Raw genomic sequence first — 24,575 nt, 5'->3', positions numbered from 1 at the left:
GCCTTCATCCGTTAGCCGGCGCTGTCCTCGTGTCGTAGCGTCTTTGGCCTGGCGCGGAAGTGGACCTGCTCACCTTGCTGGCCGAAAAGGCTGAGGAACTCGGCCCCTTCACCGTCGAGTGTCCCGAACCAGTGGGGTGTACGGGTGTCGAACTCGGCGGCCTCGCCGGGCCGGAGGACGAGGTCGTGACCGCCAAGCATGAGGCGTAAGCGCCCGTTGAGGACGTAGAGCCACTCGTAACCCTCATGCGTGCGGAGGTCCGGCGTGTCCGATCCGCCTGCCTCAATCACAATCTTGAAGGCCTGGATGCCGCCTGGTCGGCGCGTGAGCGGCAGCAGGGTCGCCCCGTCGCGCCTGACCGGACGGAGGTTGATCCGCGGGTCGCCGCTCGCGGGGGCGTTGACGAGGTCGTCCAGCGTGACCTGGTAGATCTTCGCGAGCGGGAGCAGCAGTTCGAGGCTGGCACGTCGTTGGCCCGATTCCAGCCGCGACAGGGTGCTCTTCGAGATGCCGGTTCTTTCCGCCACGTCGGTGAGGGTGAGGCGGTGGCTGCGCCGCAGCTGTTGCAGTCGAGGGCCGGCAGCGGCGATGGCCTCTTCCATGTCATCGGGCATCCCCCGATGTTGCCATAACTGGGAAGGAAGTTGTCGTTCTGCCGGTTGCGGCGCACTGTCGTGCCCGGAGGTGATCGACGTGAAGAACTACGGAGAACGGACCGCGCGAGCGGTTGATGTTGTGATCATCGGTGGTGGTGCCGCCGGGCTGAGCGGAGCGTTGATTCTCGCCCGATCCCTGCGCTCGGTTGTCGTCATCGACGCAGGTCAGCCGCGCAACGCACCCGCTGACGGGGTTCACGGCCTGCTCGCCAGGGAGGGCACTCCGCCTGCCGAGTTGCTGGCGGCGGGCCGCGACGAGGTCCGCAGCTACGGCGGGGAGATTCTCCCTGGAGAGGTCAGTGGTGCCCGTCGTGACGACGACAGGTTCGTCGTCACGCTCGCCGACGGAACGCAGTTGCGGGCGCGTCGTTTGCTGATCGCGACCGGCCTGGTCGACGTGCTTCCCGACGTGGCCGGGCTGGCACAGCAATGGGGGCACGACGTCGTGCACTGCCCCTACTGCCACGGCTACGAGGTACGCGGACGGCCCATCGGCATCCTGGCCACCGGCGTGCCGTCGGTGCACCACGCCCTGTTGTTCCGCCAGCTCAGCGACGACCTGGTCTACTTCACCCACCGCAGCGAGCTCACCGAGGAGCAGCAGGAGCAGTTCGCCGCCCTCGGCATCGCCGTGGTGACCGGGGAGGTGGCCGCCGCCGAGGCCGCCGATGGGGATCTGACCGGGCTGCGGATGGCCGACGGCCGTGTGGTGCCACGCGAGGTCATCGCGGTCGCGACGCGGATGGAAGCGCGCGCCGGCTTCCTCAGCGAACTCGGGCTGCACGCCGTGGAACACCCCAGCGGTATGGGGCATCACCTGCCCGCCGACCAGTTCGGCCGTAGCCAGGTGCCCGGAGTGTGGCTGGCCGGAAACGTCACCGACCTGACCGCTCAGGTCGGGGCGGCCGCGGCCGCCGGAGCGACTGCCGGACAGCACCTCAACGCCGACCTCGTCGCGGAGGACGCCCGCGCGGCGGTCGAGCGCCATCGCCGTGCGAGCGCAGGTACCTCGTGACCAGCACGACCAGCAACTGACCGAGGCCGGCACGGCAGCCCGGCCCGAAGCCGGGGCTTGCCCAGCGCGCAGGCGGCGGCTCTGGCCGCCACGCGCCGGGCACTGTCCGACAGACACCATAAGGAAGGAACCATGGCCAACACGAACCCCACTGAGGTCGCCGAGGCGCCGCAGGTGCCGGCGACACGGCACCTTGGCTGGGCGCTCGCGCTCATCTCGGTCACCCAGCTGCTGATCGTGCTGGACGGCTCGATCGTCACCATCGCGCTGCCCTTCATCGGCGCGGACCTCGACATGTCCGGCGCCAGTCTCACCTGGCTCACCATCGGCTACGCGCTGTTCTTCGGTGGGCTGCTCCTGCTCGGTGGCCGGCTCGGTGACATGTTCGGCTATCGGCGGATGCTCGTGACCGGCATGGTGGGCTTCGCCGTCGCATCGGTGCTCGGCGGTCTCGCCGCGAACGGGCCACTCCTGCTCGCCGTGCGCATCCTGCAGGGAAGCAGCGCCGCGCTCATCGCTCCCGCCGCCCTGGCCCTGGTCACTACGACCTTCCCGCTGGGCGCGGCGCGCAACCGCGCCTTTGGCGTCTACGCCGCGATGTCCGGCGCCGGCGCCGGGATCGGCTTGATCATCGGCGGCTGGCTGACCAGCATGGACAGCTTCGTCGGCATCGAGCTGGACGGCTGGCGCCTGACGTTCCTGCTGAACGTCCCGATCGCGCTGGCGGTCGCCGCGCTGGCCCCGAAGCTGCTGCGTGAGTCGCCTCGCCGGCCCGGGTTCGTCGACGTTGCGGGTACCTTCACCGGCTCGCTGGGCATCGTCGGTCTGGTCTACGGGCTCACCAGGCCCGGTGAGGGGCATGGCTGGAACGACTCGGCGACGATCGCGACCCTGGCCGTCAGCGCGGCCATGCTCGTCATCTTCGTGCTGATCGAGCGGCGCGCAGCCCACCCGCTGTTGCCGCTGCGGATCTTCCGCAACCGGGTCCGGGCCGGTGGCTACCTGGCTCTGACGCTGGCCATGGCTTCGATGTTCGCCATGTTCTACTTCCTGACCCTGTTCGTTCAGCAGATCCTCGGCTACTCGCCGCTGCGAACCGGCGTCGCCTTCCTGCCGTTCGCGCTTGGGATCGTGGTGGCGGCGACCATGGCAGGCAAGGCGATGGCGCGCGTCCAGCCACGGATCATCGCCGGCATCGGCAGCCTGCTAGCCGCCTTCTCGATGGTGATGTTCTCGCAGCTCTCGGTGGACGACAGCCCCGCCGCCGCCGTGCTGGCCGCCACCGGCGGCCCCACGGTCGGCGAGGACGTCAGCTACTGGGGCCAGGTGTTCCCGTACCTGATCACCATGGCCGTCGGTATGGGCATGGTGCTGGCCGGCCTCACCCCGGCCTCGCTGCACCGGGTGGCACCGGAGGACACCGGCGTCGGCTCCGGCCTGTTCAACGCCGCACAACAACTCGGCGGATCAGTCGGCCTCGCCGTGCTCAGCACGGTGTCTCTGCACTTCGCCGGGCAGCGCAACGAGCAGGTGATCGAGCCGATCACCACAGCGCTTCCTGGCGACCCCGGGGGCGTACAGCGGGCGCTGTTGCAGGCCACCTTCACCGAAGGAGTCACCCACGCCTTCCTGGTCGGCTCGTTCCTCCTGCTGATCGCGTCGCTGATCGTCTGGACGAACACCCGCATGGAACCGCATGAGACAGGCACCGACGAAACTCACCTGGGCTGAATCTGCACCGACGCTACGGAGGACTCCGGGGGCGTCGCCCAGATCGGCGGCGCCGCCGCCGGCGCAACGATCCAAGCCACTACCTGACTATTGGAGATCAACATGATCCACGACGAACAGCCGATTGAACCCGTCGAGCCGGCAAAAACTGTCGTTCCCGACGATCTGCGTCATGAGAATCCGTTCTCCGCCAGAATCGAGGCCGAGATCTGCGAAGGCGTCATCGGCAACCGCCGGCTTGCTCTGGAGGGCCTCCTTCCTGATCGCGCCAACTGAGCGTGCTCCGCTTTGTTGCAGCGCGTGGTCGCTCGGGGCGCGCACGCCGGTGGGCGCGGTGGCGAGGATGTGCAGGATCTGCTGGTAGGGGGCGCTGGCGATGGTCGGGTCGTCGGCGGTGAACTCGGCGGCGGCGAGGGTGCGCAGGGTGGTGCGGGTGGTTGCCAGGTCGGCCAGTTCGCCGTCGACGCGGGCGAGTTCACAGGTCAGCTCGGTGATCTGCGCGCGTAGCCGGTCGGCATCCTGGCGTGCGGTGGTTTCCCGATCGGTGATAGATCAGATCAAGTAACTGCGGACCGCCCTCTCAGGTCACCCGCAGCGTTGACCGTTGAGGTTGAAGGCGGTTGGCACCGGATTGGTGCCGCTCCACGTGCCGTTGAAGCCGGTGCTGGTGGATGCGCCGGGGGCGAGTTTGCCGTTCCAACTCATGCTGTCTGCGGTGACGTTCGTTCCGTTCTGTTTCCAGGTGGCCGACCAGCCCTGGCCGACCTTCTGGCCGGTGGTGGGGAAGTCGAAGGCGAGTTGCCAGCCGTCGATCGGGGTGGTGCCGGTGTTCTTGATCGTCACGGTCGCGGTGAAGCCGCCCGGCCAACTGTTCGCCGTGTAGCCGACCGTGCAGCCGGCGGTCGGGGCGGTGGGCGCGGTCCGCACGGTCAGGCCGGGCGAGGCCGCCGAGACGTTGCCCGCCGCGTCGCGGGCGGTTACCACGAAGGTGTACGGGGTGTCCGGCGTCAGCCCGGTCACGGTGTACGTGGTGCCGGTGGCGTTGCCCACCTTCACGGTGCCGGTGGTGTCGACCCGGTGCACGTCGTAGCCGGTGACGGCGGTGTCGTCGGTGGACGGCGTCCAGGCCAGCGCGATGCTGTCGCCGGTGATCGTGCCGGCGGTCGGCTTGCCCGGGGCGGTCGGTGCCTGGGTGTCGCCGGGCGTGGTGTCGCGCGGTAGCACCAGGTGGGTGATCGAGTTGGCCGGGAAGGTGGCCGTGAGGCCGGTGGCGGTGACCGGCTGGTCGGCCTCTCGGACGACGCCGGCGAGGTCCGCCTCGCTGTAGCGGTAGACCTGAGCGGTGCTGGTGGAGGCGCCGGTGAGGACGACCGGGCTGGTCAGGTCGTCGCCGGTCTTGTTGACTACGACCAGGGTGAGTGCCTTGTCGGCGTTCCGTTCGGCGGCGTACACGGCCAACTTGCCCTGGTCGGCGCTGGTTGCCTGGACGGAGGTTTCGCCGAACGCGCCGCCCTTGCCGTCGTAGTTGCGGTAGACGCGGAAGGCGTTGGCCACTGGCTGGTCGGCCTCGGGTGCGGTCCAGAGGGTGGCCAGGTCGAGTCCTTCGCGGCCGAAGATGCCGAGTACGTCAGCCTGGGCGAGCGCGCCGTTGAGCGACCCGTGGCCGCCCCAGTTGTACTCGGTCATCGCGATCTTCGTGCCCGGGTAGTGCTGGTCGACCAGCTCGCGCAGGCGCGGGATGAATCGGACCGGACTGTTGATCCAGCTCTCGTCCACGTAGGTCGGGTCCCAGAGTTGGCGGGTCGAGCGCAGTCGCAGCGCCTGGGTGTCGGCGTCGCCGGCCGCGTCGCCGAACACGCCGGACTGCTGCGGGTAGAGGTGCACGTCGAAGTAGTCGAGGATGCGTGTGCCGTGCTGCTGCTCGTACTCGCGCATCCTGTCCAGGTACCACGGGCCGAGGTCCTGGCCGCCGTGCGCGGCCTTGTCCGGCGGGTTCGACCAGCAGCCGGTGCGCGAGCAGGTGTCCTGGTCGAGGCCCGAATAGAAGATCGAGTTCAGGCCCCAGCCAACGGGACCGAGGGTCTTCGCGCCGGGGTCGGCGGCCTTGATCGCGGCGGCGTACTCGTAGGTGCGGTCGCGTAGCTCGTCGTAGCCCAGCCCGGTCGGGCGGACGTCGCGGTGGGTGGAGTGCCACAGGTCCGGCTCGTTGTCCAGGTTGTAGAACTGGACCCCGCCGTCGTCGGCGGCGCCGAACTGCCCCTTCAGGTGGTTGACGAAGTCGGTGGCGTACTCCGGACCGACGGCGACGCTGGTGTCCTCCGGATCGTTGCCGGTGACCGGTGATCCGTCCGGCTTAGTGCCGTTGCCGCAGTCCGGTGCCCAGGGGTCGGTGGACTGCTGGGGGCCGTACTTGGCGACGCTGAAGCCACACGCCCGCGACCGGTCCTTGGCGATCCAGCCGAGCATCGGCATTGTCATGACCGTGGCGGCGCCGGTGGCCTTGTTCTGCTGCACGAACCGGTCGGTCTCCGAGCCCTCCGGGAGGTCGTTCGGACTCGGGTTGTCGTTGGGGATGTTCTCGAAATACCAGTCCGACGCGCGGTTGGTGGTGTCGGCACGGAAGTTGTAGCGGGTGGTGGCGTTGCCGCCGTAGCGGTGCACCGGCAGCCGCAGGTCGCGGGCGAGGGCCTGGTCGGCGAAGTTCATGCCGTAGATGTACGGGCTGATCTGGTGCCGGGCCGCGGTGGTGTCCACGGCCAGCGCAGGGCCGGCCGCGGCCAGGGCGGGCTCCGGCAGGGCCAGACCGCCGAGGGCCGTGGCGAGCACGACCGGGAGTAGGAGAGCTGTGGTGGGTCGCACGAGCATTCCTTTCGAATAGGAGCTCGACGATGGGAGCGCTTCCACAGCGTTGCGCCTTCCTGGCTCTGAGTCAACGCCGGATGACTCGACGGTCGAACGGCTGCCGGCCGACCGAAGCCAACCACTTCGCATATAATGACGCTCATCAATGTGAGCGGGTTGATGCGGTAGTGCCGGAACAGCTCGGATCCGCAGCGCGGAGGCAACCGCGCCGCAGCGGTGCGAGCGGGAGCACCTCAGCGTCGCATGTCCGGAGCGTTTCTGCTGGCTCGGCCCCTTTGGTGGGGAACCAGCCGTTTTGGAGGATGACAATGCGCAGTTTTCTCGCGGTGTTCAGCGCCGCCCTGATCCTCGGCGCCGCAGCCGGCAGCGCTCCGGCCGGCGCGTCGGGGGCCTCCCCGCCCTCGTGCCCCCGTGGCCTGCTCTTCTGTGAGGACTTCGAGCGACTGCCTCCCGGGGGGCCCAACACGTTGAACTGGGGCGTCGACACCCGTCACGGCACGCTCACCGTCGAACGTGCCCGCCGTGGCAACCAGGTGCTGCACATCCACACTGTTGACAATGGGCGCGCCTTCCTACGCGTCGACGACTTCGCCGCGCCGGGCAACCGCTTCTACGGTCGGATGCGTCTGCGCGTCGATGCCTTCCCCACGGCCCCGGACTGGGCGCACTTCACGTTGGTGGAAGCGACCGGCACCGGCAGTGCGGAGGTCGTCCGTCCGGTCGGTGGTCAGTACGCGCCCACGGTCCCCGGAACCTTCTGGGGGGTCGGTGCCGATGGCGGTCCGACCGGCGACTGGACCAACTGGCGGGAGTCCGCCCCGGTCGCTGAGGACACCTGGCAGTGCTTCGAGTGGAAGCTCGACGCGGCGGACAACCGCGTCGAGGTGTGGATCGATGGCGTGGCGAACCCGGAGCTGACCGCCTCCACGAGCGACCACGGTGGCAACGATGTTCCCTTCGTCCTACCGACGGTCGACACGGTGAAGATCGGCTGGCAGCTTTACCAGGGCGGCACGGTACCGGGCGAGTTTGACCTCTGGATCGACGACATCGCCCTTTCGAGTAAGCGGCTCGGTTGCTGATCTGGAGCCCCGGGTGGCTCGGAGGCTCTCGACAAATGTGGTCGTGAGGTCGGTCCCGATGGGTGTCCTGCCGGGGTGCGGCTTTGCTACCGCACCCCGGCGGCGGCGTCACCGGTCTGGTCAGGCCACGAAGCGAAGCATTGGCTTCCCGGCGGTGTGGCCGGTCTCGAGCGAAGCCCGGTCCCGTCGCCGTCGCTGCCGGTCCCGATGACCGTCGGGCCCCCGCGTCTAGGCAAGCTGCGAGCCTGGATGCTCCGGCCGGTGTCAGTTGTCGCCGTGAAAGAGGTGGTGCAGGTAACGCCGCGGGTTGGCCAGGAAGGATCGGGTCAGCAGTACCGGCTGTGCGTCGTCGTAGTCGACGTGGCTGATGGTGCCGTCGGTTTCGATTTGCAGGATCCGGGCGTGTGGGGCGGCCAGCAGGATGGGGGAGTGGGTGGCGATGACGAACTGCGCACCGGCCTGGGTGAGGTCGTGGATGTGGGCGAGCAGCGCCAGGCAGCCGTGCACGGACAGGGCGGCTTCGGGTTCGTCGAGCAGGTACAGGCCGTGGGGCTTGAAGCGGTGGGTGGCCAGGTCGAGGAACGACTCGCCGTGGGATCGTTCGTGCAGGCTGGTGCCGCCGTAGCCGTCGGCGACACCAAGGCGGTCGATCTCGGTGGCCACGTTGTAGAACGACTCGGCCCGTAGGAAGAACCCGGTGCGCGGCTTCCTGGTGCCGCGTACCAGTCGTAGGTGCTCACCAAGAGACGATTCGGTGGCCCGCGTGCTGAATCGGAAGTTGGTGGATCCGCCCTCGGGGTTGAACCCGGCCGCTACCGCGATCGCCTCGATCAGCGTCGACTTGCCGGTGCCGTTGTCACCGGCCAGGAACGTCACCGCCGGGTCCAGCTCCAACCGGCCGGCTGCCCGCAGGCCGGCGACGACGGGCAGCGTGAACGGATAGCCGGACTCGTCCGTGTCGTCATCGGTCAACTCGACCCAGCGCAGGAACCCGCCGCTGCCTAGACGCGAGTCCGACGCCTCGTCCCCGGTTGCCATCAGGTGACCCTTTCGCGCCGCCGCCCTGTCTGCCATCCCGACCGTGTGCCCAGGCCGGACGATGTCCGACGGTACGCGCCTGCCTAGGCGGCTGCTGCTGTCACCGTCCGCAGGTGGGACAGGCTCCCGCTGCCGGGGCGGTGACAGTGGCTGACCTGGCTGGTCGTGCTTCGCGGCGGGCGGCGACCGCCGCCGTCAGCGTCACCGCGCTGAGGATGACGACTATGCCAGCGGTTGCGGTGGCGACCTGGAAGTCGGGGTAGCTGGCGCCGACGAGGTCGGCGGTGATCTCGCTCAACGGATACAGGCCGAGCAGCCCGATCGGGGTGAGCAGTGTCAGCAGGGCCCAGAGTCCTCGGGTGTCGTGGCGCAGGGCGAGGATCGCGGCGGTGAGCATGGCGGTCAGCAGCAGCGCGACGCCGGCCTTGGGCAGGAAGTTGCCCCACTCGCCGGACCGGTAGGGAGTATTTCGCTCGACCATCCCGTGAGCTGCGGCCAATGTCGCCAGCGGGGCGACGACCAGCGGCACGAGCCGCTGCCACCGTGGCTGGTCGGCGGCCATGGCCAGTGCCAGAAGGCCGAGCGTGGCGTGGGGTACCAGCACGAACAGTGGCGGTCGCGGTAGGCCGGTCAGGGCGCCGACCGGCAGCGCGGCGGCGCCCAGCAGCAGGGCCACGCCGATGGTCATCCGGGTCCACCGGAGCGGGGCGAGGGAATGCACGACGGCCGCCAGCAGCCAGACTGCCCAGACGATGATCCCGGTGGTGGCGAACGGTCCGAAGGTCGGCACAACCCAGGGCACCTGACCAGCGGTCTTCTCGGCTGCCGTCCAGATGCCGGCGAGGGCGGTCGCGGTGGTGAACGCGAGGGTGGCGGCGAGGCGTACCCCGGGGATGAGGTCGGCCGCGCCGGCGGCCCGCAGCCGCTCGCGGACGCCGCCGGCCACCACGTCCGCGGCGTCGGCCGGTGACGGCCAGCGGCGGCCTGGTTCGGCCAGATCGAGGTACGTCCCGACGATCTCTGCGCCGCGGGCCCGCCGGTAGCCCAGGGGGTACGCGTGGAGTAGCCGTCGATAGCGGCGCTCGAGTTCCCTCATGCCATCCCTCCGACGGTCCGGGGAACAGCCCGAGAGGAGCGGGAGCGATCGCGGAGTCGGGCCGTGGCGGCCTCGACGTTGCGGCGCAGTCGATCGGTTTCCTCGCTGAGCGTGGTGTCGCCGGCGGGGGAGAGGCGGTAGTAGCGGCGCAGCCGGCCGTCCACGATGTCCTCCCGGTGGACCTCGACCAGGCCGGCGTCGAGGAGGCGGTCCAGCGCGCCGTAGAGGGTGCCGGGGCGCAGTGACAGCCGGCTTTGGGAGAGGGTGGCGACCTCGCCGATGATGGCGTAGCCGTGCAGCGGTTCACCGGCCAGCGCGGTCAGGATCAGGAAGGTGGGCTCCCTCAGTGGCGTGTCCACGCCGGCAATGTATCGGTCGCGAAGCTATCCGCGGGGCGGAATCACCGATTCACCCTGCTTGATCTGCCGTGGGTCTGCCGGCGGTGGAGGAGCGTCACCCCCGACGGGCGCGCCGGCTCCACCAGAGCCGGCCCAGGTGGTCAGCTCAGCGGCGGGCGTAGCCGTTCGTCGTCGAAAACGATCTCGATCAGCGGGCTGTGCTTGAGCCAGTCCTCCAGGCGCTGGCGTTGGGTGACGCGCATGCGCAAACCGGGCTCGTCCTGCAGGGCGACGACCGCAGACAGTACGCGATGGCGCACCGCGGGATCCTCGACCGGCACTGCGGTGGCCGGCAGGTCCGCCCGGACGCCGTTTTTGAGGTGGAGGGTGAAGTGCGGGTGTGCCGACAGGTTGGCGTGCCAGCTTCGGGGCACCGGCATCCCGCTGAGGTACCAGCGGCCGTCGACACGGTGGAACCAGATCTCGATTCGCCTCGGGCGGCCGGTGCGCCGGCCCAGGGTGGTGATGTCGATGGTGCGTGCCTCGCGCGGCGAGCCCGGGCCGATGGCCAGAGCGCGCCTGACCGCGCCCACGTCGTAGCTTCTGTCCGCGGTGTCGGTCATGGTCGGCTACCTCACTCGTCCCTGACGGGAATGGCTGTTGGGGCAAGTCAACCGTCACGCCGGGAGGGCTGCTAGGGGCATCCTGGCGGATCCTTGCACGATCCTGCTCACGCGCAGGCAGAGCACGGCGACGAGCTTGGCAGTCACGGCCTATGCCCCGTGAGTCCAAGAGGATTGGGCAAGAGGCGAAGAGGATCGTTCTTTTCGCGGGCCCGACAAAGCGGTCTCCTGGAAGAGACACATCCCCACGGATTCCGACGAATCCTCAGGCCCAGGAGGCACACCATGAAGGTAGCCGTCGTCACCGGTGCGAGCTCCGGCATCGGCCAGAGCGCCGCCCTGCAGATCGCCCGGCGCGGTACCGGCGTCATCCTGACCTACAGCTCCAATGAACAGGGCGCCAAGGACACCGTCGCGCGGATCGAGCAGCAGGGCGGCACTGCCGTGGCGCTGCACCTGGATCTCGGCGATACGGCGGGGTTCACCATCTTCCGGGAGACCGTTGCCGAGGTGCTGCGCGAGACCTTCCAGCGGCACTCCTTCGACCACCTGGTCAACAACGCCGGATTCGCCGGCATGGCGATGATCGAGGACACCCAGGAGGAGGATTTCGACCGGCTCACGGACGGCCTGTTCAAGGGGCCCTTCTTCCTCACCCAGGCCCTGCTGCCGCTCCTCGCCGACAACGGTGCCATCGTCAACCTGACCAGCAACTCCACGCTGCCCCAGGTGACCGCGCCGGGATACTCCGTCTACGCGGCTCTCAAGGGCGCCGTGGCAGTGCTCACCCGCTACATGGCCAAGGAGTTCGGTCACCGCGGGATCCGCGTGAACTCGGTGGCACCGGGAGCCACCGTCACCCGCTTCGCCGACGACGCGTTCAGCAAGAACCCGCAGATCATCCCGGAACTGGCGAAGACCTTCACTCTCGGCCGCGTGGGTGAGCCCGACGACATCGGCATGGTCATCGCCATGTTGGTTTCCGAGGAAGGCCGGTGGATCACCGCCCAGGACATCGAAGTCTCCGGGGGCCAGAACCTCTGAACTACTCCTGCTCCGAGCGGTGAGCTGTGAACCACGGCAAGCCCCTTCCATCCACGCACGCCGCCCACGGCTCACTCCGCGACCGGGTCAAGACAGCCGCCCATAGGCGCCCTGACTGGTGGGGACAGCTGCGGAATCATGTGCTCAATCCTGCCCGATTAGCGACCCCGTGTGGAGGTTCGTGCAAGGATGGATTCATGTCTGCCCTGGACGAGATGCGTGAGCTTCTTAACCGGCATGCGCGGCCCGACATGAGCACGGCGATCGACGGCATCCGGGTATGCAAGTTCACTCATCCGAATGCTTCGGCGGCCGGGATGTCCGGGACCGTGCTCGCAGTCATCGCCCAGGGCGGCAAACGCCTCGCCCTGGGCGAGCGCCTCTACGAGTATGGGCCCGGCGAGTACCTGATCGCCTCTGCCGACCTCCCCGTCACCGGCCATGTCCTGGACACCGGGCAGCCCACCCTCGGCTTCGGCATGACTCTCGCTCCCTCAGCCCTTGCCGAACTCCTCCTGGAAGCCGACCCTCGAGACCTACCGGCCACCCCACGCACGGCACCACCTGGCATTGCCGTCTCCACGGCCTCGCCTTCACTGCTGGACGCCATCGTGCGCCTGCTGCGGCTGCTGGAGCAGCCCGCAGATCGCAAGATCCTCGCTCCCATGGTCAAGCGGGAGATCCTCTGGCATCTCCTGCGCGGTGATCAGGGAGCCGCCATCCGCCAGCTCGGTCTCGCCGACAGCGGACTGGCTCACATCAACCGCGCCGTGCGTCAGATCCGGGAGAACTACGCCACGGCCTTCCGGGTGGAGGACCTGGCGGATCTCGCCGGCATGAGTGTTTCCGCGTTCCACCGCAACTTTCAAACCGTCACAGGGATGAGCCCCATCCAGTTCCAAAAACGCATCCGCCTGCAAGAAGCACGGCTCCTGCTCGCCAGCCGCCCTACAGACATCACCGGGGTGGGCCTGAGCGTCGGCTACGACAGCCCCTCCCAGTTCAGCCGTGAATACCGCCGCATGTTCGGCATACCGCCCAGCAAGGACACCCAACTCCGCACTCTGCCAGCAGAACTCGTCACTGCGCTGCCCTGAGCTCGACCCTGTTGGGGATCTTGGTTTTACCCGGTGCGGCAGCATGATCCGGCTGGGTGCCGGTCCGCCGCGGCGGTGACGGTCCTCGTGCTCGGCGCTGGCCGGCGGGTCTCGTAGGCTCTGTCAGTGCAGAGCAGTCGAGGGCGGATCATGGCGCAGATGTTGGATGCGGCGGAGAACGCCTCGCCGGTCGAGGCGGTCGAGGCGGTCACCCGCGAACTCGGTGCGGCGCTGGGGGCGCGTAGCGTCGCGTTCTTGATCGCGGACCTCAGCGGTCGGGCGCTGGTCCGGTTGGCCCATGTGCCGCTCGAGGGTGCCGGTGCCGGTGACGGCCGCCGGGACGGTGACGAGGTTGCCACGGTGATGCCGTTCGATGGCGGCCCCGCCGAGCAGGCGCTACGCAGCCAGACGGCGCAGGTCCTCGCGCAGCCTGACGGATGGACGGTGTTGGCGCCGGTGACCGACCGTGGTGAGGCTATCGGTCTGCTTGAGATGACGCTGCCTGACGAACCCGCCCCGCCGACGTTGCAGGAGATCGCCCGCACGGCGCACGCGTTGGCGTTCGTGGTGATCGCCAACCGGCGATACACCGACCTGTTCGAGTGGGGGCAACGCACGACCCCGTTCACCCTGTCCGGCGAGATCCAGCGCCGCCTGCTGCCCGCCTCGTTCACCTGTGAGAGTAGTGCGTTCACCCTGTCCGGCTGGCTTGAGCCCGCCGCCAGCGTCGGCGGGGACACCTTCGATTACAGCCTTGCCCGCGACGTGCTGCATTTCAGCGTCACCGACGCGATGGGCCACGGGGTGGCCAGCGCGCTGACTGCCACCCTGGGCGTGGGCAGCCTGCGCAACAGCCGCCGCCGCGCGGTTGGTCTGGTAGCACAGGCCGACGCTGCGGATGCCGACGTGGCCGCAAACGCCGCGGTGCCCGGCAGTTACATCACCGCGATCCTCGGCCGTCTCGACCTGCGTACCGGAGTGTGCGCGCTGCTCAACGCCGGGCACGTGCCGCCGCTGCTGGTGCGCGACGGGGACATCCGGGCGTTGCCGTTACCGGCCAACTTTCCCCTGGGTATGTTCGCCGGAACCGGTTACCGCGCCGGCGAGATCGCGCTGCGACCCGGCGACCGTCTGGTGGTGCTCACCGATGGCATGCGGGAGCGCAACGCCGCCAACCTGGATCTACCAAACATGCTGCGGGCGATTGCTCATTTGCACCCGCGCGAGGCTGTCCGGGCCTTGGCCGACGCCGCGCTCGAGGTCAGCGGACCGACTCTGGCCGACGATGCCACGCTGTTCATCCTGGACTGGCACGGCGGGCACAGCGAGGACCGGCGGAGCAGCGCCGGCGCCGACCAGGCGCGTGCCAGCACCGCGCTGCCTGACTGACTACCGGCCTGTCGCGTCATCCGTGGACGGCACACTTGCTTCAGCGGCCTGCACGCTGTCATACACGTCGATAGCGCGATCCACTGATGTGACCGTCAGCACGCTGCGCACGGCGGGCTGCACCGCGGCGAGGCACAACCGGCCGTCGACGGCACGCATCGCCTTGAACATCACCACCAGCGCACCCAGTGCGCTGGAATCCATGAAACCCACCCCGGCCAGGTCCACCACTACCTGATGTTCACCGGCGTCAACCAACCGTTGCAGATCCTCGCGCAACTGCGGAGACGTCGCCATGTCCAGCTCGCCGCGCACCTCGAGCACGGTGCAACCCCGGCCCGGTCGGGCCGACAACAGCAAGTCCACGACACACTCCCCACGCCGTTGATCCCCGCATACCCTATTCTGCCGGGCGGGCGGACCGCCGCCGGCCGGGGTACGTCGAGCCGACACCCTGACCGTTTCAGCTCAGCAGCCCCGGGTAAGGCTGACCACAACCGGTGCGTTCCGCTTCAGTCCGGCGCGGTGGCGTACGGGCCGAGGAGGAAACTGCGCGATGCGCGTGACCATGACGCTGTCGCTCCCGCGGCAGCCGACCTCGGTGACCCGAGCCCGCCATACACTCGCCACCCTGCTGAGCCTCACCGACGCCACCGAGGACTCTCGTGGCCACCTCGCCGTGCTGATCACCGAGGCATGCGCCAACGCGGTGATGCACGCGGATCTCGACAGCACCGTCGACATCACCATCATCATCGATGATCAAGTGTGCCTGCTCGAGGTCAGCAACCGCGGCATCAGTCCCAACGGCGCTGGGCGGCTCGACGTCGACCTCCCCGCCCCGCTCACCGTCGGCGGCCGTGGACTGCCCTTGATCGCCGCACTTGCCGACACGGCGGCCTTCGTCGCCGGGCCACCGGATCAAGTGCTGCTCCGCATCACCAAACACCTCGCCGACCCGCGGCCGCAGCCGACCCGATGACCGGAAACGCCCGCCCGGCTCCCACCCATCTAGAGGACAGCCAACGAGCCGGCCCGCTCCAAGGTCCCGGACTCCAACAGAGCAACCTTCAACCGTCCGGCCATGACGGGCCCCAACACCTGACGCGAGTCAGGGTGGTGTGGTCGTCGGCCGCGTACCGCCTCCAGGTGCCGCCGGCGTTGGTGACCTGCCGGGGTCAGCTGCGCGGCACCGCGGACAGGTTGACCGGCGACCCTTGCGGCGAGGCGCCGATTCGCCCGCCGAGTGGGGGAGCAGTGCCGTCATCGAGCTGGCCGGCGACGTCGCCCGCCGCAAAGTCAACCTCCTGGCGGTGACGTCGGAGAGTGAGCGTGCCCGCCGCTCCGGTCAGCGCCCCTGCCGCGAAGGCAAGGATGAGTGCTCGCCGCGTGGTGGACTTCCTTTTTCGTGCCATGACCGCTCCCTGAATTCGACGTGCCTGCCGTGTCCTGATTGTTGGACTCGACTGACGGAGTCGCGCGTCTAATCGGCAGACATGCATGAAGCGAATCTCACTCGCGTGCGGGGCGTCGTGGGCTGGTTTCGGCGTGCGAGAGGCGGCGTTGAGGAAGACTGAAGCCATCAGCGGCGGTTCGCTTGTCGATTTCTGCAGGACCACGCATGACTGCGTGCCCCGATCACGGCTGACGGCGGGGTCGGTGAGCTGATGGCGTGGCTGACGAGGAGTGGCGACGGTGAGTGAAACAGATCTTGGCGCCCGCAGTGATCGTGGCAGTGATTACGCCGACCTGTCCCGCCTGGTCCGAGGCGCGGGTCTCCTCGACCGTCACCCCCGCCGCTACGCGGTGCGGGTGACGGTGGTGTTGGTTGGTCTCGCGCTGATGGGCGTCGTGTTCGTCCGCCTCGGGTCGTCGTGGTGGCAGACGGCTACCGCCGCCGGCGTCGCAATCCTGTTCGCGCAGCTGGCGTTTCTCGGTCACGACGCCGGGCATCGGCAGATCCTCCGATCCCGCCGGGCGAACGACGTGATCGGCTTTGTCTGTGCAAACCTGGTGAACGGGATCAGTTACGGCTGGTGGGTTGACAAGCACAATCGCCACCACGCACATCCCAACACCGAGGGCCGCGACCCCGACCTCGTGGTGGCTCCGCTGTCCTTCACCCCGGGTCAGGCCGCGACGCAACGCGGCCTGCGCGCGCTGTTCGTTCGGCATCAAGCGGCGCTGTTCTTCCCCCTGCTGATGGTGGAGGGTCTGCATCTGCATGCCGCCAGCGTCCGGGCGGTCGTCTTCCGCAGCGGGCTCAGGCGCCGACGAGCGGAGGCCGGACTGCTCTTCCTGCACTCCGCCGGCTACCTCGCGGTCGTGTTCCTGGTCCTGAGCGTTCCGCAGGCGATCGTGTTCATCCTGGTCAATCAGGCGCTCTTCGGCCTCTACCTGGGCAGCTCCTTCGCCCCGAACCACAAGGGGATGCCGATCCTGACCGGGGCCGATGACATTGACTACCTACGCCGTCAGGTCCTCACCTCGCGCAATGTGCGCGGGGGCCGGCTCCTCGACGCACTACTCGGTGGGCTCAACTACCAGATCGAACATCACCTCTTTCCCAGCATGCCCCGGCCGAACCTGCGCCACGCCCAGCCACTGGTCCGCCAGTTCTGCGCCGAACATGGCATCGCGTACCACGAAACCACCCTGATCCAGTCCTGGGCCCAGGGGCTGGCACACCTGCGGACAGTCGGGGCCGGATCGACCCGAACCGGCAACGACTGAAACCGCGTCCGCGCAGGTTCTGGATCATGGCGGCATGCCATCGAGGCGGGATCCGGTCACGCGGTCCGGGCGGCTCTGCACCGAGCGCACCGCCGAGATCGTCTTACGCGGGCTGACCTGGTGGCGTTGGACCAAGGCGGCCATCGGAGGCGAGGTCGAACACCTCAAGTTCCTCGAGGAGCATGACCTGCCGTTGACGCGCCGCGGTGCCTCTCCCAGCGTGACGCCCCTGGCCCAACTCGACGGCGACCCTCGCCGCGCCGCCGATCACCTGGTCGGCCCGGAGTTGGTGCGGGACATGGTCACCTCTTGACCAGCACACTGTCGGCGCCGCCGCCACCGCGCTCGGATGGCGGGTGTTCAGGGTCGGCTGAGTGGGGCGCTGATGGCCATGACAGCGGTGTCGTCGGTGAGCCCGGCTCCGAACGTATCGAGTAGATCGGTGACGGCGATGACGGCGTCGGCGGCGTTGGTGGGTGCGAGATGGGCGCCGAAGCGGGCGAGGGCTGCTGTTCCGTAACGGCCATCGGCGCTCTCGCTGTTGGCGGGGCGGGCCTCGGTCAGCCCGTCGCTGTAGAGGAGCAACGTGTCGCCGGGGCTCAGTGTGACGGCTGTGTTGGTGTATTGGGAGGTCGGGAATGCCCCCACGATGCGGCCCTTCGTGCGGTGGTAGTAGACGGAGCCGTCAGCTCGCAGCAGCAGTGGTTCGGGGTGCCCGCCGCTGGCGATGACCGCGGTGAATCCGCCGACGGCCGGTGTGGGTGTGAGAATGCCGAACACGACGGTGCAGTAGCGCGCGTCCTCGCGATATTCCTGCCAGAGCACGGTGTTGAGGTTGTGCAGCGCGGAGGCAGGGTCGGGGTTGTAGACAGTCGCGGCACGCAGCGTGTAGCGGGCCAGGGCGGTCACGGCGGCCGCTTCGACGCCTTTGCCGCTGACATCGCCGAGAAAGAACCCCCAGCGGCCATCGTCGAGGGGGAACAGGTCGTAGAAGTCGCCGCCGACCTCGTCGGTGGAGGCCGCCCGGTAGTACGCGGCACTTTCCAGGCCAGGCGGGGTCTGCAGCACGGCTGGGAGGAGACTGCGTTGCAGTTTGCTGACGAGTTGCCGTAGCCGCTCGTCCTCACGCTCGGCGACTTTGCGGGCGCTGAGGAGTTCTCGTTCGTAGGCGCGGCGCACTCTGGCGTCGAAGACGGCTGTCCGGATGCTGTGAGGTCGACCGTCGCGGCCGGCCTTGACGATAGACGTGACGAGGACCGGCATACGAGAGCCGTCCTTGGAGCGAAGTTCGAGGGAGACGCCGGCGATCTCGCCCTCCATCGCCAGCATCGGTGCGAAGTGAGTTTCGTGGTAGATGCGGCCCCCGCCCGTGAGGAGGTCGCTGAAGCGGCGTCGGCCAACGAGCTCGTCGCGGCTGTAGCCGAGCCATGTCAGCAGCGTGGTATTGATCTTCGCAATGGTGCCGTCCAGGAGGGTGGACAGGTTTCCGCAGGGTGCATCCTCGTACAGGTCTTCGAGGTTGTCCTCAAGTAACGCAGGGAGCCCCAGCTCGCTCGGCCGGGCAATTCTGTCACCGCCGGTCATCGGTAGGCGGTCCTGATGAACGAGGTGATCGCCGCGGCCGTGGCCTCCGGCGCGCTCAACTGCGGGCAGTGTCCGGTGGCATCCAATGTGACGAGGCGACTTCCGGCGATCTGCGCGTGCACGAAGGCACCGACTTCGGGCGGTGCGATGGCGTCCTGGGCGCATTGCAGAATCAGGGTGGGAACGCTCACCGCGGCGAGGTCGGCACGGTTGTCAGACAGGAACGTGGCGCGGGCAAACACCTGGGCCATCGCGGGATCGGTCCGGCAGAAGCTGGCCGTCAGCTCTTCACCCAGTTCCGGCCGCTCCGGGTTGCCCATGATCAGCGGTGCCATGCTCGACGACCAACCGAGGTAGTTGCTGTCGAGCGACTCGAGTAGATCGTCGATGTCATCGCGCGTGAAACCGCCTCGGTAGTCCCCGTCATCGATGTAGCACGGCGACGGGGTAACCAGGACAAGCGCGGCGAAGCGATCCGGTTCGCGGTTTGCCGCGAGCACTCCGATGCTCGAACTGACCGAGTGCCCGACGAAAATCGGCTGCTGAAGGTCGAACTCCTGACAAATGCTCAGCACGTCATCGGCGTAGCTATCCAGGGAGGCATACCGGTCGGCGTTCCAGGCCGTCGGATCAGCCTTGCCTGATCCGACGTGGTCGAACAACACCACCTGAGCCCATTGTCCGATTTCGGCCGCCACGGGCTGCCACATGTGCTGATCGCAGCCGAAACCGTGGGCGAACACAACGGTAGGCCCATCCTCACGACCGGCCAACACCACGTTGTTGCGGCTCCGCACACGCATTCAGCTATCTTCCACCCACCTGCACTTCGGGACCAAGTGGCCCGTTCACCTGGGCGAACGTTGTCGCACGTACATCCAGGCGGATCTGGTGGCGCATCGTTGCCCGCCCGGTGAGGTCTTCGGCGTACCCGAAGGCGTCAGTGATCGTGTGTGCCCTCCGATCCGGCGAGTTTGGGGGCATGGTGGCGGAGCCGGTCAAGATCAGGAGGCTGACCGACCAGGAGAGCCGGCAGATACAACGGATCGTGCGCCGGGGTAGCACCGACAGATGCGTCACAAGAGCGCGTCTTACGCGGTCGGGTCCCAGTCTGCGAGCTGCTCCATCGGCTCGGTGTCGCCGTTGGTCTCCAGGCCGTCGAGCGTGACGCGCTCGTAGAAGTAGAGGACCAGGTCTCTCGCTGCGCCTCGCATCGCCATGTCCCCCGGCTCCGCGTCGGCGGCTAAGTCGTCGCAACGGACGCCGTCGGCGTTGAGGGTCAGGCGCCAGGAGCGGCCCTCGGTCGTGTGCAGGTCGATGGTCGCCGGCTTGAACGGCCAGGGGACGGTCGTCGCCGAGACGGTCGTCAGGAACTCATCGACGCCCTCGACCGCGACGTCCGTCGGCAGCGGCTGTGCGGCCCCCTGGGTGAGCTGGGCGTCATAGGTGTGGACGGCCATCTCCTGGATCTGGTGCCGGGCCACGGCTCCGCTGGTTCCCGGGGCCTGCGAGCGGCCCCACCAGGTCCAGCAGCCGCGGTCCGGGCCGGCCTCGCGCATCGCGTCGAGCATGAGCTCGGTCGACTCGGCGAGCCAGGCGTCGAGGGCTTCGCGGTCGCGGGGTGCGGTCGGGGCGCCCTTCGGGTCGGTCCTCGCCGGGGGCTCAGCGCCCGGGCCCGCCGCGATGATGGCGGCCTGGCGGCGGCGGCCGTCGCCGAGGTGCTGCGCCAGTTCGAGCAGCGTCCAGTCCGGGCAGGTCGGGACCTGGACGTCAAGGTCGGGGGCGGACGCGATCGCGGCGCGGAACGCGGCCGAGCGGCCTTCGATCAACCGTAGGACCTCGGGGAATTCCAACATGTTTTGCACCTCGGTGGTGTATCACTGCGCCCCGTTCGCCGGGTAGCGAATTTGTCGGACGAACGCGTCGACAGCCGGGCGGAGTGCCGACGCCGAAGCCGTCCTGAAACTCCGCGCGCTGCTCGCCGACGGTGACTTCGACCGCTACTGGACCTACCACCTGGGCCAAGCACCAGCGCAACCACCAGGCCCAGCCGACCAATGTCGGCGTCGCCCCGACCGGGTCGGTGAAATATGACCACTCAGAGCGCGCGTCATCCGCTCACTGACGGCTCTCCTTTATCTTCGGCAATAGTGTGCCGTCGTCGCATCGCGCCTTGATCTCGCTCTTGTTGCCTGCGGACAGCAGCACCACCTGGATCTCCTTGACAGGCCCCGGGTTGTAATCCCTGATGCTGTAGCCGGGGGCAGGAGCGACGTTGACAACGCGAGCCTGATCGCCGGTGCAGAGCACAGTCACCACGCCACCGAGTGCCCGAAGGGGTGTACCTGGCTTCGGGGAGGTCGGCGCCGGCGCGGCACTGGACGGCCTCGTCAGCTGCTCGGCACTGGGTGACGTTGTAGCGCCAGGGCTGGCCGAGGACCCGGCTCTGGCGGTCGGTTGAGCCGGCCCAGCCGGAGCGGCCAGCGTGCGGCTCGGTCGTGAGACTGGTGCGGGCTCCGCAGAAGTCTGCCGGGGAGCAGGTGGCTCAGTGGCAGACGGATCGAAGGTGGCGTCGGGCGGGATGGCGCCGTGACGTGTGGCGACCCCGCCCGATCCGCCATCGATGGGTGTGAACTGGGCGAGCAAGAGCGAAATGGTCCCTGCCGTCGCCATCAGAACGGGGATCAACACGGCGCGTGGGATGCGGCGACGTCGACTGGCAGGGTTACCGGCGGTAGTCGGTGCCGACTCGGTTACCCGCTGCGCCGCCTGTTCCACCCGCCGCTCGGCGTCATCGGTCAAACCGTGCAGGGCCGCCGCCACCTCTGCGGCGTCCGGCCGATCCGCGGGATCCCTAGCGAGGCAACGGTCGAGGAGACGGTGAACCTCGGGTGACACTCCCTCGATGTCAGGCAGCGGTGCTGGATCGACGTATACGTGAGCAGTCAACATCTGCGTGGGGGTCTCCGCCGACCACGGCAGCTCATTGGTCAGCGTTCGGTAGAGCAACAGTCCGAGCGCGTAGACGTCGGAGGCAGGCAGGACAGTGCCACCGGCGAGCCGTTCGGGCGCGAGGTAGGCCGCGGTGCCCAACAGTTGTCCGTCCGCCTCCAGCTCCGGCCGACCGACAGTGGTGGCGATACCGAAATCGACCACCTTCACACCGGCCGGTGTCAGCATCACGTTGGACGGCTTGATGTCCCGGTGCACCAGTTGACGTTCGTGCGCGGCGGCGAGAGCCTCGGCGACCTGCGCGCACGTCCGCATCGCGGCGGCCGGCGGCAGCGGACCGGCGGCAAGTCGCTGGGACAGGGTCTGGCCGGGCAGCAGTTCCATCACCACGTACGAGACCTGGCGGCCGGCGGCATCGGTGTGCTCGCCATAGTCGTACACACTCGTCACGTGCGGGTGCCAGAGGCCCGCTGCGGCCCTGGCCTCTGCCTGGATGCGTTGCCGTGCGCCTCGGGCGGCGGCCTGCGCGCCGGCCAGGACCTTGACGGCCACCGCACGTTCGAGGACGCGGTCCCAGGCCCGCCAGACGACCGACATGCCGCCTGAGCCGAGACGACTCTCGACCTGATACCTGTCGTCCAACAGATCACCGACCATCACTGGGACAGCTTGCCAGAGTGGACTCGTAGCGGCATGGCGACCGATCTCGACGCTGGTCAGGAGCCTTCACGATCAAGGCTGTCGTCGCTTTCTCTCCGAGGCCGTCCAGACGATGTCCGACTGCGGTGCAGCCGAGTCGATGGCATCATGCCCTGGATCACGGATGTTCATCGATCGAGGAGCGACGGTGCGCGGAGCAGACAGATCGGCGACCCGACGGCGGCTGCGACAGGTCACCGCCGGCATGGTCGGCGCGTTGGCCGTACTGGCCGCCGTTCCGGCACCCGCGCGGGCAACCACGTGGTCCCCGATCCAGGTCGTGTCGGAGGCCGGTTGGAGCGGGCAGGACCAGCCCTTCGTCGCGGTCGACCGGCAGGGCGACTCGCTGCTCGCCTGGGCTGGCTGCGACAGCGACGCGAGCGGTTGCTACGACCAGGTGAAGGCGCAGACTGCGTCGGTCGACGGCGTGCTCGGGCCGGTCCAGACGCTCTCGCCGCTCGGCGCGTCCGCGTCCTGGCCCAAGGTCGCGTCCGACGACGACGGCGATTCCGCGGTGGTGTGGATACAGGACGGTCTCGTGGCGGGCCGCCGGGTGTCGTCCAACGGCGAGCTGGGCCCGCTGCGCACGATCGCGACGTGGAGCGCGATCAGTCCGGCGGTCGCGGTGGACCCCTCCGGTCTGGCGCTGGTGACCTGGACGGAGACTCGCGACGGCGCGTACACGACGAAGGCCCGTTACTTCGGCGCGGACAGCTCGCTCGGCCCGGAGTTGACCCTGGGTGTCGGTCCGGACCAGCCGGTCGTGGCCGTCGAACGCACCGGAACCGCCCTCGTCGCCTGGACGGAGAACTACGAGCGGGTCGTCGCGCGCCGGGTCCGCCCGGAGGGAATTTCCACTCTGCGCGTTATCGCCGGGGCGGCCACCGACGTCAGGTACGCCAGCGTCTCGGTCGCCCTGGATCGGGACGGGGACGCGGTGATCAGCTACCGGTGGTCGAAGGCGGGTGAGGCGCCTCGCCTGCGCGTGCGGCACTACAGCCACACAGACACGTTGGGAAGCGTCATCAGTGTGTCGCCGGCCGCCCACGAGTTGGCCCTCTTCGACGAACTCGCCGGCGACCTCGACGGTGACGCGGTGTTGACCTGGGGCCGTTGGACCTCCGACGGCACGCAGGTCTTTGCCCGCTCGATCTCCAACACCGGCGCCCTCGGCGCGGTCACCAGGCTCGGTGCCGGCGATTGGCCGAAGGTCAGCCTGGACGACGACGGCGACGGCCTCATCACCTGGCAGGCGCCCAGCCCGGACTTCTCGACCAGCCGGGTGCACGCCAGGACGATCGGGCAGGACGGCGCGTTCGGGGCGGCCGAGATCCTCGCCCCCGACGGGCGCTACGCGCAGCCGGCGTCCAGCCCGACGGGCCGATTCTCGGTGATCTGGCAGAAGGGGTCCTACCCGAGCGGCATCCGGGCGCGCTTCGGTGGGCAAGCGGGCTGACCCGGCACTCGGTGGCTCGGCCTCCTGGCTTCGCACCGGGTGGCGCGCGGCGATTCGCGGAGAACACGATCTCGTCGAGTCAGCCGGCCAGTTGCTGACGGCGTGCCGCCAGGTCCGCCAGCACGTGACCGCGCCAGTCGTGCCAGGCCAGGGAATCGGCGATCCCGGTGGACAGGTCGCGCTGCGCCCTCCAGCCCAGCACCTCCCGGGCCCGCCGGCTACGGGTGAAGCCGCCGGCGGTGTCGGCGATGACCGGGCGGCGGCATCAGTGGACTGATCGGCTGTTGCCAGCCCAGCGGGGCGGCGTATGCACCGCAACCATCGCTGTGCGGCCTGTTACTCGTACCGATACTTCAGCGAGTCTGCCTCGGCCTTCTCGATGTCAGCGATCGTCAGCTCGGGCATTCGCAGCTGGGCCAGCGTCACCTCGGCCGAGGTCGGCTGGGCGTCCGCCGGCAGCCATTGCTCGGGCTTCCAGGCCCCGCTGCGCAGCAACGCCTTGGGGCAGTGCGGGTAGACCTCATCGATCCCCAACACCAGTGCGCTGGCCGGTGGCTTGCCCACGGCGGTCAGCTGCGACAGCAGTTCGGGGCGAGTGGAGATGCAGGCCCGGCCGTTCACCCTGAGCGTCGTGGTGCGCCCGGGGATGATGAACAGCAGCCCGGCCCGCCCGGTGGCGACGACGTTCTGCAGGGTGTCCAGACGCTTGTTGCCGGTGGCGTCCGGTATTGCCACCGTCCGTGCGTCCAGGACGGCGACGAAGCCGGCGGGGCCGCCGCGCGGGGAGACGTCGCAGTTGCCCTCGGCGTCCACGGTGGAGACCAGGACCAGCGACGAGCAGCCGATCAACCGTCGGGTCTGCTCGGTGAGCTCGGTCATCTGCTTCCGCACGGCCGCGTCACTGGGGAGTTCATAGGCCCGGCGCAGCGCCTCCTGGTCGGGCACGGCGTCGAGGCGCAGCGAGTCGAAGGCACTGGCGGCAAGGGCTGGCGTCATGCCATCGACCCTAATCGACATACCTGACCGTTCCTGTCGTCGTCACGGCTAACGGCGCCCACACGGCTGCTCTAATCCCACAGGTGACGCCTTCCGAGCAGGGTCGGGGGACGGGCCGGCGGCCAGGCGCGGCGCTGCCCCCCCATTGCCCCTACCCGACCGGCTCCACATCCCGGGCAGGCTC

Annotated in this window: 26 protein-coding genes; 12 read left to right on the top strand and 14 right to left on the bottom strand. The window is 68.7% G+C overall.

Annotated features, from left to right (window positions below; all coding sequences use genetic code 11):
* Nucleotides 1–11: 11 nt before the first annotated feature.
* A complete protein-coding gene (locus ACQRWP_RS16365) occupies nt 12–614 on the bottom strand; it encodes a helix-turn-helix domain-containing protein (protein ID WP_430503099.1) in 603 nt (200 codons plus the stop codon).
* 79 nt (nt 615–693) lie between these two features.
* Between ACQRWP_RS16365 and ACQRWP_RS16360 the strand changes: the two genes are divergently transcribed.
* From ACQRWP_RS16360 to ACQRWP_RS16345, 4 genes are all read left to right on the top strand, one after another.
* Nucleotides 694–1,671 carry an NAD(P)/FAD-dependent oxidoreductase gene (locus tag ACQRWP_RS16360; RefSeq protein ID WP_430503098.1) on the top strand — a complete coding sequence of 326 codons (978 nt, stop codon included), beginning with the start codon at nt 694–696 and terminating at the stop codon, nt 1,669–1,671.
* Nucleotides 1,672–1,803: 132 nt separating this feature from the next.
* On the top strand, nt 1,804–3,402 hold the full coding sequence (locus ACQRWP_RS16355) for an MFS transporter (protein WP_430503097.1): 1,599 nt from the start codon (nt 1,804–1,806) through the stop codon (nt 3,400–3,402).
* A gap of 102 nt (nt 3,403–3,504) precedes the next feature.
* On the top strand, nt 3,505–3,678 hold the full coding sequence (locus tag ACQRWP_RS16350; RefSeq protein ID WP_430503096.1) for a hypothetical protein: 174 nt from the start codon (nt 3,505–3,507) through the stop codon (nt 3,676–3,678).
* A 12-nt stretch (nt 3,679–3,690) separates the two neighbouring features.
* Nucleotides 3,691–3,909, top strand: a complete 219-nt coding sequence (locus tag ACQRWP_RS16345) for a hypothetical protein (protein ID WP_430503095.1) — start codon at nt 3,691–3,693, stop codon at nt 3,907–3,909.
* Between the two features lie 78 nt (nt 3,910–3,987).
* Here ACQRWP_RS16345 and ACQRWP_RS16340 read toward each other — a convergent pair whose 3' ends face one another.
* On the bottom strand, nt 3,988–6,267 hold the full coding sequence (locus ACQRWP_RS16340) for a glycoside hydrolase family 44 protein (RefSeq protein WP_430503094.1): 2,280 nt from the start codon (nt 6,265–6,267) through the stop codon (nt 3,988–3,990).
* 305 nt (nt 6,268–6,572) lie between these two features.
* On the opposite strand from ACQRWP_RS16340, the gene ACQRWP_RS16335 reads away from it, so the two are divergent.
* Entirely contained in the window at nt 6,573–7,346 is a 774-nt protein-coding gene (locus ACQRWP_RS16335) for a hypothetical protein (RefSeq protein WP_430503093.1), read from the top strand.
* 264 nt (nt 7,347–7,610) lie between these two features.
* Here ACQRWP_RS16335 and ACQRWP_RS16330 read toward each other — a convergent pair whose 3' ends face one another.
* From ACQRWP_RS16330 to ACQRWP_RS16315, 4 genes are all read right to left on the bottom strand, one after another.
* Nucleotides 7,611–8,384: an AAA family ATPase gene (locus ACQRWP_RS16330; RefSeq protein WP_430503092.1), complete on the bottom strand. Its 774-nt coding sequence runs from the start codon at nt 8,382–8,384 to the stop codon at nt 7,611–7,613.
* A 100-nt stretch (nt 8,385–8,484) separates the two neighbouring features.
* Nucleotides 8,485–9,480, bottom strand: a complete 996-nt coding sequence (locus ACQRWP_RS16325; RefSeq protein WP_430503091.1) for a hypothetical protein — start codon at nt 9,478–9,480, stop codon at nt 8,485–8,487.
* Nucleotides 9,477–9,839: a PadR family transcriptional regulator gene (locus ACQRWP_RS16320; protein ID WP_430503090.1), complete on the bottom strand. Its 363-nt coding sequence runs from the start codon at nt 9,837–9,839 to the stop codon at nt 9,477–9,479. Before ACQRWP_RS16320 ends, ACQRWP_RS16325 begins: the two co-directional genes overlap by 4 nt.
* Before the next feature lie 140 nt (nt 9,840–9,979).
* Nucleotides 9,980–10,441, bottom strand: a complete 462-nt coding sequence (locus ACQRWP_RS16315) for a nitroreductase/quinone reductase family protein (RefSeq protein WP_430503089.1) — start codon at nt 10,439–10,441, stop codon at nt 9,980–9,982.
* 285 nt (nt 10,442–10,726) lie between these two features.
* On the opposite strand from ACQRWP_RS16315, the gene ACQRWP_RS16310 reads away from it, so the two are divergent.
* From ACQRWP_RS16310 to ACQRWP_RS16300, 3 genes are all read left to right on the top strand, one after another.
* Nucleotides 10,727–11,485 carry an SDR family NAD(P)-dependent oxidoreductase gene (locus ACQRWP_RS16310; RefSeq protein WP_430503088.1) on the top strand — a complete coding sequence of 253 codons (759 nt, stop codon included), beginning with the start codon at nt 10,727–10,729 and terminating at the stop codon, nt 11,483–11,485.
* Nucleotides 11,486–11,682: 197 nt separating this feature from the next.
* Complete coding sequence (locus ACQRWP_RS16305; protein ID WP_430503087.1) at nt 11,683–12,582, top strand: AraC family transcriptional regulator; 900 nt, start codon at nt 11,683–11,685, stop codon at nt 12,580–12,582.
* Between the two features lie 126 nt (nt 12,583–12,708).
* Complete coding sequence (locus tag ACQRWP_RS16300; RefSeq protein ID WP_430503086.1) at nt 12,709–13,971, top strand: PP2C family protein-serine/threonine phosphatase; 1,263 nt, start codon at nt 12,709–12,711, stop codon at nt 13,969–13,971.
* Here the strand turns inward: ACQRWP_RS16300 and ACQRWP_RS16295 are convergent, their stop codons facing one another.
* On the bottom strand, nt 13,972–14,337 hold the full coding sequence (locus tag ACQRWP_RS16295) for an STAS domain-containing protein (RefSeq protein WP_430503085.1): 366 nt from the start codon (nt 14,335–14,337) through the stop codon (nt 13,972–13,974).
* 190 nt (nt 14,338–14,527) lie between these two features.
* Here ACQRWP_RS16295 and ACQRWP_RS16290 point away from each other — a divergent pair, with 190 nt between their 5' ends.
* Nucleotides 14,528–14,953, top strand: a complete 426-nt coding sequence (locus tag ACQRWP_RS16290) for an ATP-binding protein (RefSeq protein WP_430503084.1) — start codon at nt 14,528–14,530, stop codon at nt 14,951–14,953.
* Between the two features lie 196 nt (nt 14,954–15,149).
* Here ACQRWP_RS16290 and ACQRWP_RS16285 read toward each other — a convergent pair whose 3' ends face one another.
* The gene (locus ACQRWP_RS16285; protein ID WP_430503083.1) at nt 15,150–15,386 is read right to left on the bottom strand and encodes a hypothetical protein; all 237 of its coding nucleotides are present in this window, start codon (nt 15,384–15,386) and stop codon (nt 15,150–15,152) included.
* A gap of 271 nt (nt 15,387–15,657) precedes the next feature.
* Between ACQRWP_RS16285 and ACQRWP_RS16280 the strand changes: the two genes are divergently transcribed.
* Nucleotides 15,658–16,704: a fatty acid desaturase family protein gene (locus ACQRWP_RS16280; protein WP_430503082.1), complete on the top strand. Its 1,047-nt coding sequence runs from the start codon at nt 15,658–15,660 to the stop codon at nt 16,702–16,704.
* Between the two features lie 34 nt (nt 16,705–16,738).
* On the top strand, nt 16,739–17,017 hold the full coding sequence (locus ACQRWP_RS16275; RefSeq protein ID WP_430503081.1) for a hypothetical protein: 279 nt from the start codon (nt 16,739–16,741) through the stop codon (nt 17,015–17,017).
* A 47-nt stretch (nt 17,018–17,064) separates the two neighbouring features.
* Here ACQRWP_RS16275 and ACQRWP_RS16270 read toward each other — a convergent pair whose 3' ends face one another.
* From ACQRWP_RS16270 to ACQRWP_RS16255, 4 genes are all read right to left on the bottom strand, one after another.
* Nucleotides 17,065–18,288, bottom strand: a complete 1,224-nt coding sequence (locus ACQRWP_RS16270; protein WP_430503080.1) for a PP2C family protein-serine/threonine phosphatase — start codon at nt 18,286–18,288, stop codon at nt 17,065–17,067.
* Entirely contained in the window at nt 18,285–19,091 is an 807-nt protein-coding gene (locus tag ACQRWP_RS16265; protein WP_430503079.1) for an alpha/beta fold hydrolase, read from the bottom strand. The genes ACQRWP_RS16270 and ACQRWP_RS16265 overlap by 4 nt, the downstream gene beginning before the upstream one ends.
* Before the next feature lie 288 nt (nt 19,092–19,379).
* A complete protein-coding gene (locus ACQRWP_RS16260; RefSeq protein ID WP_430503078.1) occupies nt 19,380–20,144 on the bottom strand; it encodes a maleylpyruvate isomerase N-terminal domain-containing protein in 765 nt (254 codons plus the stop codon).
* A 262-nt stretch (nt 20,145–20,406) separates the two neighbouring features.
* Entirely contained in the window at nt 20,407–21,897 is a 1,491-nt protein-coding gene (locus ACQRWP_RS16255) for a protein kinase domain-containing protein (protein ID WP_430503077.1), read from the bottom strand.
* A 190-nt stretch (nt 21,898–22,087) separates the two neighbouring features.
* On the opposite strand from ACQRWP_RS16255, the gene ACQRWP_RS16250 reads away from it, so the two are divergent.
* Nucleotides 22,088–23,395 carry a hypothetical protein gene (locus ACQRWP_RS16250; RefSeq protein WP_430503076.1) on the top strand — a complete coding sequence of 436 codons (1,308 nt, stop codon included), beginning with the start codon at nt 22,088–22,090 and terminating at the stop codon, nt 23,393–23,395.
* Nucleotides 23,396–23,474: 79 nt separating this feature from the next.
* Here ACQRWP_RS16250 and ACQRWP_RS16245 read toward each other — a convergent pair whose 3' ends face one another.
* Together ACQRWP_RS16245 and ACQRWP_RS16240 are read right to left on the bottom strand one after the other, a co-directional pair.
* Complete coding sequence (locus tag ACQRWP_RS16245; protein ID WP_430503075.1) at nt 23,475–23,597, bottom strand: hypothetical protein; 123 nt, start codon at nt 23,595–23,597, stop codon at nt 23,475–23,477.
* Between the two features lie 134 nt (nt 23,598–23,731).
* Nucleotides 23,732–24,391 carry an MSMEG_1061 family FMN-dependent PPOX-type flavoprotein gene (locus ACQRWP_RS16240; RefSeq protein WP_430503074.1) on the bottom strand — a complete coding sequence of 220 codons (660 nt, stop codon included), beginning with the start codon at nt 24,389–24,391 and terminating at the stop codon, nt 23,732–23,734.
* Between the last annotated feature and the right edge of the window lie 184 nt (nt 24,392–24,575).

The organism is Micromonospora trifolii, from assembly GCF_050516465.1.
GTDB lineage: Bacteria > Actinomycetota > Actinomycetes > Mycobacteriales > Micromonosporaceae > Micromonospora > Micromonospora trifolii.
The sequence above is the reverse complement of the archived record's forward strand: the minus strand, read 5'-3'. Positions and strand labels throughout refer to the sequence as shown.